Below are 14,275 nucleotides of genomic sequence, written 5' to 3' on the forward strand. Positions count from 1 at the left end.
CTGCATCGTGGTCAATCCGTGCGACCCGGCTGAGCTCAAGCTCTTCACCGAGGCCGGCGCGGGCGCAGGCAAAGGCGCATGCGCATTCTTCTACGCCACGGGCGGAAGATACGACAGCCCAGCGTTCCACACCTCGGACGAGATGCAGGGCGGCGAATACGAAAACCTCTGCAACAACGTGGGCACGCCTCAGGCCCTCCTCGACATGGACACGGGCCGTTATTCAGTGGACGGCGAACTCATCGTCGAGGAGGCCGGCATGCGCTTCTTCGGGCCGACATACTTCCACAACCCCGGCGGACCGATGGGCAGCAAACCGGCCATGGACACGGTGTTTCACCTGGCCTTCACCACCGGCGTGCTCAAGCCCAAGGTCAAAGAGACAGACCCGGACCTGGTGCCTGACGAGAAGGTCGACGTCGCGGGCGGCGAATACAAGATAAACCTGAACGACTCCTCGCTCGCCACGCCCCAGATCTGCGAGAAGAACACGGACAACTGGATCGTGGGAGACAAGGCGTACAGCAAGTGGCGGTATCTCGATGGCCTGCTCTTCAAGGACGAGGAGGGGACCATCCCGGCAGGCTGCCCTGAGGAGGACAACGACTACACCGGCGGCCAGGCGTTCCTCAGGGGCAAAGCGGTGGACCCCGAGACCGGGAACCTCACCGTCGTGGCTGCCGCCAAGTTCGGCTCCAGCGACGATCTCACCTTCGCATTCAAGGACGTGATGATGTTCATTGTGCTCAAGGGCTGGCTCTGCGACCCCACGGGCAGCGAAGAGACCTTCGAGGGCAATAAGTGCTTCGACGCGACGTTCAACGAGAGGGACGCGATGTCTCAGAAATCGATCATCGCGCAGTGATATGGGCGAACCTGTAATCACATCATCGCCAACAACTCCCTCGGAGCAGCCGCTTTCCGAGCGATGGGGGCTCTCTGTTCATTACGGGCTGCGCATCCCCATCTCCACCTCTATCTCCGAGGGCGGGCTGGGGCATACGCTGGGCGCAGAGCTCACGCTCGCGGAATACTTCGAGGACCGCTACACCCTCGCGATAGAGGTCCCGTTCGGCACGACGGAGCAGAAGATACTTCCGACGGAGGACCTGGAAGGCAACTCCGCGGATCACTTCCACTGGGCGGTGATGGCGGGCCTGGGCAGGTTTTCGCGCTCATATCCCCACTTCGGCGACGACGGCGACTTCAACGCCGCGCTCGCAGTCGGGACCACGCCGCTCATGGGCGGCGGCGTCTCCACCATATCCCGCGGCAACGTGGAGGTAGACGGCGAGACTTACGAGTTCGACGGCTCCTCATCCAACACATTCGACATCGGCAGCAACTATTTCGTAGGCGGAGAGCTCCGGCCATTCGGAGGCCGGGGGCCAGTGCTCACCATCGGACCTTCGCTCTACTACGGCCTGCAGTACGCGGGCGAAGGCTCGGAGTTCAACCGCGTAAAGCTCGAGCTCATGTTCATGGCGAACGTGGGCTACGGCGACGCAAGCGCGATCTCGCGCGAGGAGTCCGAGGGCGAGATCGGCGCCATGGGGATCATGCAGGGCCTGTACATGGCCGGCCACGGGCTCATCCAGCGCGCGCTTTACGACAGGTCGATCAGCAGGCCGATGGAGGCGCTGGACGAGTACGGACTCTTGGGCGACGACGGAGATGCGGAAAACCGCGGCAGCATGTCCGACGTGCCGCTGCTGTCGGCAGGCGCCGCGTTCCTCGCGGGCTCCTCCGGCACGAACAGCACGGCGCTGCGCGCGGGAGAGATGTGGTTCTGGGCGTTCTCCGCGATCAACGCGGGCGGCGGAGTATACTTCCTGGCCCAGGGCAGCGACGCTGCAAAGGGCTCCGGACTCGCGGACGTGCTGGGAACAGCCAGGCTCCTGAGTTATGCAATCGCAGGGATCAACACGCCATCCGAGAGACTCGCGATGCTGCCGGAGGACTCTGAGGCGAGACAGATGTACATCAACATCGCCTCCTATGCGCTCAACTCCGCCGTGATGCTCGTCGGCGCAGGCACGAACAGCGACATAGCGATGTCAGGGGGTGCCGGCGCCAACATGGGCGTAGCGATGTCGCCCGACCCGGTCGAGGGGACCACGGTCGAGCGCACGGACATAGGCTACATCCCCTACACCGCGTACTGGGGCCAGAGGAACGGCAACCGCGCGGGCATCATCGTGCACAAGAGCTGGCACGACCTCCCGTCCGAGAACTTTCAGCTCTTCTCCTCGGCCATGCTGCTCTCGCCCATGCTCACCTTCGGCAACATCGGCAACATGCCGGCCCAGGACAAACAGTTCGCTTCCGAGATGCTCCCCTCGGACGTGGGCGCAGCGCTGGGGCTGGAGTGGAAGACCACGTTCACGAGACTCTCGCTCGGCTTAGACACGCGCGCAGTATCCGGCGGCGAGAATTCGACGGCAGGCATCGGCGGGATGGCCGGATTCGACCTTCTGATTCCGTTCAACGGCGAGGAGGACGGCTCGGGGTTGGCGCTGGGAGTCCGCGCCGCCGCCCACAAGCTCTTTCCCAAAGGCTCAGACGCCGAGATCGCGCCATGGGCCGGGCTCACCCTTCATTTTTAAACTCGATAGAGCGCTTTCGTGACGATGTAGATCGCAACCTCGGGTTCGACCATGTCGCGCCACGTCGTCTTGCCGGAGGCGATCGCCTCGCGGATTTCGGTGGAGCTGATGTCCGGTATGGGCGAGTCCAGTCCGCGCGGGATATTCACGATATCCACCAGTTCCTTGATCTTGTCGAAGTGATGCCACTGCTCCGCCTGCTTGGCTATGTCGCCGCCGGTCACGAGGAAGAACCTCATACCGGGATTCTCTTCAATAAAATGTTCGATCGTCCGGAGGGTCCTGCTCTCGCCGCCCAGCCGCCCCTCCACGTCCTTCACGGTCACCGGGAGGTTGAGCTTTGACAGGGCGAGCTTCGTCATGGCAAGCCTGGCGTCGAACGGGGCAAGCTGTTTGCCGAACGGATGGATGAAGCACGGGACGACCCAGACCTCGTCGGCGATCCCCTTCATGAAGAGCCACCTGACGATTTCGGAGTGCCCCTTATGCGGGGGGTTGAAGGAACCGCCGAATATCGCGACGCGCCTGCGCATTCCCCTAGTGTCCACGGCATATCCTCCTTGCAAAAACTTCCGCGAAAATTAATATACGAGCCGCCGATGAAACTCAACCGAGTTCTCATAGTCACAAAGCCCAGGGGCGAGCAACGAAAGCGCGGCCCTGTCGCCGGATCCCGCGCGATCGAGACGGAGCGCGCGAAGGCGCTCGCCCGCATCGAACGCAAGCTCCGCAGCATGGGCATAACGTACACGACCGTCACGCGCTTTGCGATTCCGGCGACGCGCAGCTTTGACCTCATCATATCGTTCGGCGGCGACGGGACGTTTCTCGCTGCCGCGCACAAGGCAGGCTGCGTGCCGATCCTTGGCGTCAACGCCGCGCCCGACCATTCCGTTGGCTTCTACTGCGCCGCCGCCCCGGATACCTTCGACCGGGTGCTCGCGCGAATCATCTCCGACAAGATGAAGCTGAGGGAAGCGCCGATGATCGAGGCCCGGATAGACGGCAGGAGGCTCCCCTGCCCTGCGCTCAACGACGTGCTCTTCGCAGGCTCATCTCCCGCCGAGACGGTGCGCTATCGCATCTCTGCGAACGAAAGGTCGGAGGAGCAGAAGAGCTCCGGCGTCTGGATAGCCTCGGGTCCCGGCTCCACCGCTGCGATAAAGTCCGCTGGCGGAAGGCCGATGCCCATGTTCTCGCAGAGGCTTCAGTTCCTGGTGAGGGAGCCCTGTCCCAGGCCGGGCTCCAGATACCGCATGACCCGCGGGGTGATCGCACAGAGACGCGCGATCAAGATCGAATCGCACATGCGGACCGCCAAGGCCTACATCGACGGGCACTGGCACGCGTGCGCGGTGAAGCAAGGCTCGACCATCTCCTGCCGCATATCGAAGAAGAGGCTCAAGATATTCATCTGACCGATTCGTCCTTCAAGAACCTTCGGGGCCTGCCGGCATGAGTTCGCGCGGGATGGTCTGCACGCCCTCCACCTCCGGCAGGACGGCGTCCGGGCTGCGAGCTGCGCCCAGTTCCTTGAGGGTGCGCGCGCCGGGGATGACGCGGCTCTCCCAGGAGCCCACCGCGCTGTTGTAGCTTTTGATCGCACCCTCCAGCCCCTTGCCCACCCCGCTCAAGTGTCTGGCGAAGGTGCTGCAGCGCTCGAAGAGGTCCTTGCCCGCATCCGAGATCTTCATCGCGTTTTCCGTGAGCTGCTCCTGCTGCCAGCTCATGGCCACCGAGCGGAGCATGACTATGAGCGTGGTGGGGGTTGCCAGCACCACGCGGCTCTGCATGCCGTCCTCGATGAGCTCGCGATCCAGTTCGAGCGCAGCCGAGAAAAACGACTCGCCCGGGAGGAAGAGGACGACGAAGTCGGGCGCAGGGTCGAACTGGGCCCAGTAGTTCTTCTGGCCCAGGAGCCTCATGTGCTCGCGCACCGCCCGCGCGTGTCCTGCCAGAGCGGCCTGTCGGACATCCTCGCCCGTCGCCTCGATCGCCTTCATATAATCCGTGAGGGGGACCTTGGCGTCCACCACCACCGAGCGGCCGTGCGGCAGGCGGACGACCAGGTCGGGCCGCTGCCTCGATTCGGAGCCGCCGACCGAGCGCTGTGTGTCGAAGTCGCAGTGTTTGGAGAGACCCGCCACCTCGACCACGCGCTCCAGCGTCACCTCGCCCCATTTTCCTCGGGCGGTCGGAGACTTGAGCGCCGAGACGAGAGAACCGGTCTCGCGCGTGAGCGCGCTCTGGCCCTGCTTCAATATGTCGAGCATGCTGGAGAGCCCGCCGTAAGCCTTCTCGCGTTTGACCTCGATATCGGAGATGGCGCGCTGGTAGCGCTCCAACGCCTCGCGCAGGGGCTTCACGTGCTCGCCGATCTTAGGCTCCGCCTGTTTGATGAACTCGTCGCGCGCCTCTTTCAGGACCTCGGAGGATATTCCCCTGAAGGTCATCTGAAGGTTGGCCACCGCCTTCTCCTGCTCCTCGCGCGCGCGCTGGGAATCGGAGAGCCGCTCCTCGAGCAACTGCCTCCTGGCGCGCCAAGAGGACCACAGGATCGCGAGCGCGGCCAGCCCGATGGCGAGGCCTATCATGAATGGGAGGATGTAGGACATGCGGGCAATCTAGGCCAGGGGGAGTTTACTTATCAAGAGGAATGTATTGCCGGGCCAAGCTAGATGATCTTGCTCAAAGCGCTGTGGTGACTGTTGAGACTCGTCAGGGTCGAGGTCATATAGGATGCGCCGGGCAGATCTCCGATCCCATCCATCAATTCTTTTGATTTCTTCTGATACTCCCTCGCCTTGGCGCTCTGACCCCTATTATGACATTCCGCAGCCATATTATAATAATGTCTGGCAGCCGCGATTTTCACATAAGCGCTGTCAGGCGCCAATCTCAGGGCCTCAGCGTAGAGGGCATCGGCTTTCTTACCCTTTTCCTCCAGCCCCTTGTTGCACAACAGCCCTGCGACATGCTCCGGGAGTTCGACGACTACGCTCTTCCCATATGGCCTGCTGACCAGAGAAGCTCCGCTGGCGGCGATCGGGGCCCCGATGTCGTAGAATTTTCTCCTGCCGCCGATCTCCGCCGTCAGACAGACATGATCCTCGTTGCTATAATCGAAGATCTGCGCGAATTTGACATCGACGTCGCTGAGATTGATCTTCTCATCCTTCAGATTTTCCTTCGCCCTCACGACGAGCGCATAGAGGAGATTCGTCCGCTCCGTGCACTCCCCCTTCTTGTTCTCGCAGGCCTTGCCGAGAGAGAGCTCTTCCCTCTTCGTGTCGACCTTCCAGCCCTTCGTGCGCTCGTACGCCCACTCGGCGACCCCTATCAACACCTGATGCTTGTACACCTCGTCGACATTCAGGTTGGGTTGTCTTTCGACGAGTCTCCTTGAATTGACCTGTGCAGTCCGTACGATATTCGCAAGCTCGGCGTCGAACTCTCTCTTCACCGATGCAGGCAGGACAAAATCCACCTCGTGACCGGCGTAGCTGTAGGCTGAGGTGAGTATCTCATCGGTCGGGATTTCCCCTTTTTTTACCTCGGTCGCGGCCGGGGTTGCGGGCGCACCTGTGGGTGCAACTTTAGGAGCGCCCTGCTTGTCAAAGGGACCTCCTGCCCGATTTATCCTGGGCCGCCGCTTTTTCCCGCGCTTCTCTGAGTATCTTCTCCCCCTGCGTCTCAGGTTTTGCCTGAGGGGCCGGAGCAGACAGATCGCCGGTTTCATCATTGCCCAAAGCAGCCCAACCAGATGTAGCTGCCGGCGCAGTTGCCGGCGCCGGGGCTGCAGGGGCCGGGACAGGCGCGGGCGCCGGGGCAGCGGGCTTAGGCGCAGCCGCTGTGGTTGCAGGCTGTGATTGGGGGATCTCGCCCTCTACCTCGGCAATTCGCCCATCAAGTCTCTTCTCAAAATCAGCATCCTGCTTGGGATATTGTTTAGCCTTATTCAAGTAAACAAGCGCCTCTTCCTTGTCCCCCTGCTCGTACTTGCACTCTGCTATACTCCTGAGGGTAGTGTAGTGGGGTTTGACGTCGTAGCATTCCTGAAATTTTGCCTCTGCCTCAACATATTTTCCAGCCTCGTATAATGCCTTGCCTTCAGTATAAAGCGCGCGGGCCTTGGACCCTGCATCATCTTTGGGAGTTTCTGCAGTCGGCGCTGCGGCCGCCGGAGCTGAAGCGACTTTCTGCCGCGCAGCTGTGAGCTCCCTCTGCCAGGCAAACATCCCCTGTTCTGCACCCGACTCCGGGATGACCGGCTTGTCCATGGGTATGCCTGCCGGGGCTGTGCCGGACTGCGGCTTCGGCGCTGCTGCAGGTGTCGGTAGCTGAGCAGCGGACTTGGACTCTTCCGCAGCCGGTTTCGGCTCTACATCCGGCTTTTGTGCAGGTGCAGGGGCTGCCGAATCTGCTGCGACTGTTTCCGCTGTAGCTGCCGGCGCTGCCTTGTCGAGCGCCTGCTGTAGCTGGCCGAGCGGCCTGTCCTCGCTGAGGCTCAGCTTCTTTCCGTTGAGATAGACGTCCACACCCTGCGGCAGGTCCTTGAGGATAGCGTTGATCTTCTTCTGCTGATCCGCCTCGACCGGATCAAAGCCCATGGCGTCGCGCACCGTTTTGCAGTCCTCGGCTTTACAGTCGATGTCTATGCGCGAGCCGTCTGCGGAAACCATGGTCAGCTTCCCTTTGCCCGTCTCGTCCATCGCCTCAGTCAAAGCCTTGTTCACTCGAGCCACGCGCTCTGCCGTCGCCTTGGGATCGCTCTCCTGGATCGCGGCCTGCCTGACCCTCATCTCCTTTGCGCCGCCCTTGATCGAATCCATATACGCGGGGAGGTCGTCCACGCGAGAGGGATCAACAGGCACCTTCGCATCGTTGAAGTAGAGCCTGCCTGCAACGAGCTTGGGCTGCTTTTCCATCTCCACGAATTTATCGCCATCCTTCACGTACCACTTGCCGTCGTTGCCGCGATAGACGTTCGCGTTGTCGGTCTTTATCGCATCCGCGGTCTCGCCGCTTGAATCCTTGATCTTGAAGTTGTCGTAGAGCGACGCGTGTTTGGTCTTTTCGTCCACAGCGCCTGCAACCGTGCGATCGTCTCCCTCTTCCTGTCCCAGCTCGATCCAGTCGCTCCTGCCGCCGACTTCGATCTCCTTGTCGCCGCCCTTCACGCCGAGGCCGTCTATCTTGCCGCTCACACCCTTGCGGCTCGCCTCCTTGAACCATCCACCCTGTCCGCTCTTGGGGTCCTCGACCCAGAAGATCTTCTGGCCTTCGCTGAGCCCGTGCCGGCTCGCATCGCCGCTCACTGTGTAGGCCTTGACGTTCCCCGGGAGCTTCTTGCCGGATGCGCGCTCGAGCTTGAACCCTTCCTTGTCCTGGCCTGCCACGTCGTCCACGAGTCTCGCGCGCTCGGGCGTGCCGTCTATCCCTTCGATCTCCTCAGCGTACCACTCGCCCAGCTTGCGGCCGTAGTCCGCCTTCTTCTGGTCCGCAGTGGCGCCGACCACGACGCCGTTCTCGTCCACCTCTTCCTTCAGATCCTTGGTCGGGAGTTTGTTCAGTATATCGCGGAACTCATCGTCCGCATCGGTGTCGTTGGCCTCGGCCCTCTTCTCGGCAGCCGCCTTTGCGTCGTCCACAATCCTCTTCCACTCAGAAGGCTCGTAGCCCTCGGGCGCCTTCTCCTGCGCGGCCTTCACCACCTCGTCCAGCTTCTCTGCGCCGGTCGCCTCGCCTCCGCCGATGTTGGCGGTGACGTTTACGCCTCCTCCTGCCGGAGCGCTGCCTGCGCCGGTTATCTCACCTCCGCCGGTCACAATCGCCTGACCGAACACAGGGGCGCCGACGTAGACGTTCACGCCATGCACAGGCGCTGCCAGCGCGTTCTGCATCCCCGGGTATTGCATGCCTGGCTTACCGAAGAGGCTGTTCTGGCCATAGTTCTGGGCCGGCCGACCCAGCAGCACATTCAGTTGATTGGAGAACGTGGCGAACATCTCCCTGGAGCTCGTGCCGCCGAGGCCCAGATACCTGGCCCTGGCCTCGCTCGCATCGAACGCCGCATTCTCCGGATTGAGCGCATCCGCGCTGGAATCGGCATCATTGAGATCCGTGTTCCAATCTCCGAGACGGCTCTCGTTGCCCAGATTATTCAGATATCTGGCTATCGTATAGTCGCTAACCACTGATCATTCCCTCCCCATAAACAGACCCCGTGAACTTCCCAACCTCTATGTCTATGTCTCCGATTATGCGCCTTGAGAGCGGAGTGTTCTCGAAAGCGCTCTTGATCTCTGCGTCCAGACTCCTGTCGAGCATCTCTATTTCGCTCAGCTTCTTGAGCACGTGCCTCTCCAGCAGCTGGTGTTTTGCCTTGTACGTCTCAGGTCCCACCTTCTCCGAGTCGAACTCGCTGTAGACCGCGAAGGCGGGATCAGACTCAGGGAGCTCCGGGGAATCGAGCTTCGCGGACCTGGTGAGGTCGATGGCGTACTTCGACTCGCCCTCTGTGCCTGCCTCGCTGTCCGCCTCCCCTGACGAGCCGCCGAGCAATGCGCCGAGCTCGCGGCCGGTGCTCCTGGATTTGCTGCCCACTGCAAAGGTGCTCGAGTTGCGATCCTTCGGCGCACCCTCGTCCTCGATGCCGTCTTCGGATTCCCAGTCTTTTGGGCCGTCCACGACCGCCGGCTTCTCGATGCGCACGCCGGCGAGCATGCCTGCGTCCCCCTTAACGAGTCCCAACCTCTGCGCCTGCGCAGGATCCTGCGCCTTGTTCACGTCAGCGGCCTTGCCTGGATCCCGAGTCCCAGCCCTGTCCTCTGGCCTTGCCCTCGAGGCGTCATGTGTCTTGGAAGCGGGTGTGGCCTTCGGCTGCGCCTTAAGTTGAGCGGCCTGCGCCGCCACCATCGCCTGCCTGGGCTCCGGCTGGTTCTGTACAAAGGCGTCCTGCGCCTGCGTGACGTTGACCACAGGCTGTTTTATCGCGACATCCGCGCCCTTGTTCACCACAGCGGAACCGGTGAGCTGGTTCAAGCCGCGGGCCTGGTCCTTTGCTTGTACGTATTCCCTGGCCGCGTCCCTGGCAGCCTGTTTGTCCGCCACCTGCTGGGCCACGGCCGGCTTCTGCGCCTGGACCGCATGCTCTGTTGATGCAGCCGGTTTATCGGTGTTGACCTGGGGCTTATCCTGGACAGGTCGCGCCTGCTCGACCTGCTTATTGGCTATTTCGCGCGCAGAGTTGCCCTGGTTGCGGATGGCGTCGGAATATTCCTTGCCCCCGGCCTTTGCCTTTTGCCAACCCTCTGCAAAATGTTCGCCTACCCTTGCCATCTAAGGACTCCTCTCACCACCTTGAGTCGAACTGCTTTAAAGTTAACAACCTGAAATCCCTATACTTTGTAACATCCAGGCCCTGAGACAGGGCCCTACTCGCCAGTATATAATGCAAGAGGGAGGCCAAATCGGCCTCCCCCTCCATGTTGATGGGCAATATTCTAACTATATGATTTTATGGAGGATATTAAGCAGATGCAAAGGGGTTGCGGATTTTACTCCCCGCCTGGCAAGGATTTACAGGATTAAAATGGGGTTTGGGGTCACCAGTAAAAGTTCGACCTCAGAAGGCGAGGCCATCGCTGGCAGGCTTCTTTCCGCCCGTCTTTTTCGTTTTTCCTGATCCGCTTGTGGACTTGCCCCCACCGGATTTTGCGACTTTTCGTTTTGACGCAGCGCCTTCCTGCCCTGCAGCGGTTGGATCATCCTGCGGCTTCGGTTTAGGCAATTCGTGCGGAAAGCCAGCCAGCACCAGACCGAACTCGGTCTGCTCTTTTAGCTCATTCTCGATCTCTCTGACGGTGATTTTGACGGAATTTGCCCCAGGGTTTTCCTGCGCCTTTTTCTGCGCCACGACTATGCTGCCTGCCTTGTACATCTGCTGAGCCTCGGGCTTGAGAGAACTGAACCACAAAAACTTGCCCATGGCGGACAGCGCATCCGACTCATTTACAAAGGGAGAATCCTTGGGCCAGTTGACCCGGACAGTGATCTCATTCTCATGGGAAGACTCGGCGTCATCATTGACCTCTTCTGTTTCCGCATCCTCAGCCACACCTGCATCCGGCTTCACTTCCGGCTGATCGCCCTCCGGCTTCTTTGCCGCAGGGTCTGCTTCCGGCTTGTCCGCTGCCAGCACATCTTCTGAATCTTCGGAGATCCATTCGCTTATGGAACCGAAATTATAACCGAGTATTGTGCCGATGATCATACCCGGGATTCCGAGAATAAAAAAACCCGCTCCCAGACCCAAATTTGTATTTTGCAGATTATCGAGGAGCTCCTGATCCTCGCTGTCCTCGGCCGATACCTGCGAACCATCCCCTGATACAGCCGCGTCCGCGGCCTTTTTTATCTCTTCGGCGGACATCCCGGGTTTTATTACAGGGGTTCCCTTGAACTTCTCGGCTGACTTCGGGACAGACGGTCCTTTGGGGCTGTCGGGGCTTAGCGAAGCGCTCTTTTCATCCGCGCAGAAGAAACCGATTTCACCCTCTTTTGTCGCAAAGGTCTGGCACTTCTCGGGGTCTGGGTTTTCAGTGCCCGATACAAAACACCCATTAGTGCCATCGAGAGGTTTGCAATTCTTTACCTGTCCTCCACCCATCTCCACACTCCTTTAAACAGGGGATAGATATCTCCCATATATATTTTCGGCAGGAGCCACAGACAAGTTGCTCATAATGACCGAAAATTACTGCCACACAAAAATACTCATAGTTAACAATACGTTAAAACCTAATCCATTAAGACTTACTGTATCACATTAAACATGCAAGTCAGCATAGCGTTATATAAAGATTTTCCGCATTTTTGAGTTCCTCCTATGGAAGGAGCCGAGCTGCGATCCTGCGATGTAGGCGGCAGCCGATCTTGCGCATGGGGGGCCTCTTCTCAGGACCGGGGAACCTGGCCCTGAACCTCTCCAGCCGCTTGAGCGAGGAGGTCAAGGTGGCCATGTCTATCCAGCCCTCTGACACCGCCCGCCTGATGCCCTCCAACGTTGCGCGCTGTTCGTCCGGCCTGTGGCAGACGAGGACCATGTCCGCGCCGGCAGCGATCGATCTCCAACCGGCCTCATACGGCGAGCACTTGTCGGAGATCCCCTTCATGATCAGATCGTCGGTGAAGACGAGCCCGTCGAAGCCCAGCCCCTTGCGCAGGATGTCGGTCATCACAGGTTTGGAGACAGAAGTAGGGGCATCGCGGTCCAGGTTTGGTGCGGATATGTGCGCGACCATGACCGAGGCCACACCCGCCTCGATGGCTGCCTTGAAGGGGAGGAATTCGCAGGCATCGAACCTGGCCCTGTTGTGTGGAAGGACCGGCAGCCCGAGGTGCGAATCCACGTCAGTGTCTCCGTGCCCAGGAAAATGCTTTGCGCACGCGGCGACCCCCTCGGACTGCATCCCCCTGATGAAAGCCGCGGCCAGCGTCGCCACCTGTGCCGCATCGCGGGAGATGGCGCGGTCTCCTATCACTGGGTTTGCGGGGTTCGTGAGCACGTCCACGACCGGGGCGAAGTCGATGTCCACGCCCACGGCCGCAAGCTCGCGCCCGAGCATCGCACCCAGCTCCCCGGCAAGCTCCTCGCCCCCCTCGCCCGCCCTGCCGAGCGCGGCCATCGGGGGGACCTTCGTGAACGGCTTCCCGAACCGCGCAACCCTCCCCCCCTCCTGGTCCACGCCTATGATGAGCGGGACGTCGGAGGCTGCTCTGAGGTCTGCTATGAAACGCGCGACCTGTTTCGGCGACTCGTAGTTGCGCGAAAAGAGGATCACGCCCCCGGCGCCGGTCTCCTTGAGGAAGAGGCGGTGAAGGGATGTGAGTTTCTTCCCCTCCACGCCCACCATCAGCATCTGTCCAACTGTTGTCATATCGTCACCTTTGTCAGCGCCCCCTGGGCGCAAGCATGTCGCGCAGTCCGTCTCCCAAGAGATTGAAACCGAGCACGACGAGCATTATGGCGATGCCCGGGATTATTGATAGATGAGGAGCCACGAGCAGGAATTGCGTCCCTTGATCGATCATCCCTCCCCAGGATGGAACGTCCACCGGCACCCCGAGCCCCAGGAACGACAGCGACGACTCGATCATTATCACGCCGGCCATGCCGAAGCTGGCATTGACCACAATGGGGCCGATCATGTTGGGCAGAAGGTGCCTGACGAGGATCCTCGGCGTGCGCACGCCGATGGAGCGGCCCGCCTGCACGAACTCTCGCTCTTTGAGCGAGAGGGTCTGACCGCGCGTGAGCCTGGCGAATGTCACCCAGCCCCTGATGCAGAGGATGATGACGACGTTGACGACCGAAGGCCCAAGGAACGCGGCGACCGCTATCGCGAAGAGGAAACCCGGAAACGCAAGGAAGACGTCGCACACGAACGAGAACGCCCTGTCCACGACGCCGCCGCACCAGCCCGCCACGATCCCCATGAGCGAGCCTATGATCAGCGTGATCCCGACCACGCCCACGCTTATGCCGAGCGAGACACGCGCGCCCATGATCATGCGCGAGAGCATGTCGCGGCCGTCCGCGTCGTTGCCCAGCCAGTGCTGCCGGGATGGGCCGGCGAACGCCAGATCGAGGTTGTACGCGCCGGGATCCTGCGGAGCGAGATGCGGGGCGAAGATCGCCACGAGCACGAGGATCGCCACGATTATGAGGCCCGCCTTTGCGGTCACGCTCTTCACAGTTTCACCCTCGGGTCCGCGACCCTGTAGAGACAGTCTGTTACGAGGTTGACGACCACATACGCGAACGAGATCGCAAGTATGCAGCCCTGGACGACCGGATAGTCGCGCCTCGCGATGGACTCCATGAGCAGGGAGCCCAGCCCCGGCCAGCTGAAGATCTTCTCGGCGATGATAGCGCCTGCGAGCAGGGCGCCGACTTGGAGCCCCACGATCGTGATCACCGGGTTGATCGCGTTCCGGAGCGCGTGTTTGAATATCACGCTGTTCTCCGAAAGCCCCTTGGAGCGGGCGGTGGTCACGTACTCCCTCTTTATCTCCTCTATCATGGAGGAGCGCGTGAGCCTCGCTATCATCGCCGCCAGCGCGGCACCCAGGGTTATCGCCGGAAGTATGAGCGAGTGCGGCGAGTCGCGGCCGGAGATCGGCAGCCACCCAAGCTCCACGCTGAAGAGGAGGATCAGGACAGGGCCGAGCCAGAAGCTGGGCACGGAGATGCCGATGAGGGAGGCGGTCATCGTGAGCTGGTCCCAGACCGACCCCTTGCGCACGGCCGCGAAGACCCCCGCGGGTATGGCCGCGGCCACTGCGACGAGCATCGCGCATAGCGCAAGCCAGAAGGTGGCCGACCAGCGCTCGCCTATGAGTTCGGTCACCGGCCTCTTGTCGAAGATCGATCGGCCCCAGTTCCCGGTCACCAGCCCGCCCAAGAATTTCACGTATTGCTCGGCCACCGGCCGATCGAGGCCCATCTCGCGCGCGAGCTCAACCCGGTCCGCGGCTATCGCCTGCTCGCCGAGTATGAGATCCACAGGATCGCCCGGAATCGCGTGTATCAGGAAGAAGACGATCGTGGACACGGCCAGAAGGACCGGGATCGCGGTGAAAAGCCGTTTGATCACATAGTTGAA

Annotated in this window: 12 protein-coding genes; 3 read left to right on the forward strand and 9 right to left on the reverse strand. The window is 61.1% G+C overall.

The genetic code is table 11. The features are described from left to right. Together WC683_06415 and WC683_06420 are read left to right on the forward strand one after the other, a co-directional pair. A partial coding sequence (locus tag WC683_06415) for a hypothetical protein (protein ID MFA4972228.1) occupies positions 1-865 on the forward strand: 865 nt, incomplete at its 5' end. A gap of 1 nt (position 866) precedes the next feature. After that, on the forward strand, positions 867-2,606 hold the full coding sequence (locus WC683_06420; GenBank protein ID MFA4972229.1) for a hypothetical protein: 1,740 nt from the start codon (positions 867-869) through the stop codon (positions 2,604-2,606). Here WC683_06420 and WC683_06425 read toward each other — a convergent pair. Further along, entirely contained in the window at positions 2,603-3,154 is a 552-nt protein-coding gene (locus WC683_06425; protein MFA4972230.1) for a nicotinate-nicotinamide nucleotide adenylyltransferase, read from the reverse strand. The two genes, WC683_06420 and WC683_06425, sit on opposite strands and share 4 nt — an antisense overlap. Before the next feature lie 51 nt (positions 3,155-3,205). On the opposite strand from WC683_06425, the gene WC683_06430 reads away from it, so the two are divergent. Beyond that, complete coding sequence (locus WC683_06430; protein ID MFA4972231.1) at positions 3,206-4,024, forward strand: NAD(+)/NADH kinase; 819 nt, start codon at positions 3,206-3,208, stop codon at positions 4,022-4,024. A 12-nt stretch (positions 4,025-4,036) separates the two neighbouring features. Here WC683_06430 and rmuC read toward each other — a convergent pair whose 3' ends face one another. From rmuC to nikB, 8 genes are all read right to left on the reverse strand, one after another. Beyond that, positions 4,037-5,221 (reverse strand): DNA recombination protein RmuC, encoded by a 1,185-nt coding sequence (gene rmuC, locus WC683_06435; protein MFA4972232.1) that lies wholly within the window; start codon positions 5,219-5,221, stop codon positions 4,037-4,039. 59 nt (positions 5,222-5,280) lie between these two features. Beyond that, positions 5,281-6,069, reverse strand: a complete 789-nt coding sequence (locus WC683_06440) for a hypothetical protein (protein ID MFA4972233.1) — start codon at positions 6,067-6,069, stop codon at positions 5,281-5,283. Between the two features lie 151 nt (positions 6,070-6,220). Continuing rightward, positions 6,221-8,803 carry a tetratricopeptide repeat protein gene (locus WC683_06445; protein MFA4972234.1) on the reverse strand — a complete coding sequence of 861 codons (2,583 nt, stop codon included), beginning with the start codon at positions 8,801-8,803 and terminating at the stop codon, positions 6,221-6,223. After that, positions 8,796-9,947, reverse strand: coding sequence for a hypothetical protein (locus WC683_06450; protein MFA4972235.1), 1,152 nt, complete (start codon positions 9,945-9,947; stop codon positions 8,796-8,798). Before WC683_06450 ends, WC683_06445 begins: the two co-directional genes overlap by 8 nt. Before the next feature lie 286 nt (positions 9,948-10,233). After that, positions 10,234-11,277 carry a hypothetical protein gene (locus WC683_06455; protein ID MFA4972236.1) on the reverse strand — a complete coding sequence of 348 codons (1,044 nt, stop codon included), beginning with the start codon at positions 11,275-11,277 and terminating at the stop codon, positions 10,234-10,236. A gap of 217 nt (positions 11,278-11,494) precedes the next feature. Then, positions 11,495-12,547, reverse strand: a complete 1,053-nt coding sequence (nagZ, locus tag WC683_06460) for a beta-N-acetylhexosaminidase (protein ID MFA4972237.1) — start codon at positions 12,545-12,547, stop codon at positions 11,495-11,497. Positions 12,548-12,560: 13 nt separating this feature from the next. Further along, positions 12,561-13,364 (reverse strand): ABC transporter permease, encoded by an 804-nt coding sequence (locus WC683_06465; GenBank protein ID MFA4972238.1) that lies wholly within the window; start codon positions 13,362-13,364, stop codon positions 12,561-12,563. Further along, positions 13,361-14,266 (reverse strand): nickel ABC transporter permease, encoded by a 906-nt coding sequence (nikB, locus tag WC683_06470; protein ID MFA4972239.1) that lies wholly within the window; start codon positions 14,264-14,266, stop codon positions 13,361-13,363. The genes WC683_06465 and nikB overlap by 4 nt, the downstream gene beginning before the upstream one ends. Positions 14,267-14,275: the final 9 nt, after the last annotated feature.

It is taken from the genome of bacterium (genome assembly GCA_041648665.1).
Classification (GTDB): domain Bacteria; phylum UBA10199; class UBA10199; order 2-02-FULL-44-16; family JAAZCA01; genus JAFGMW01.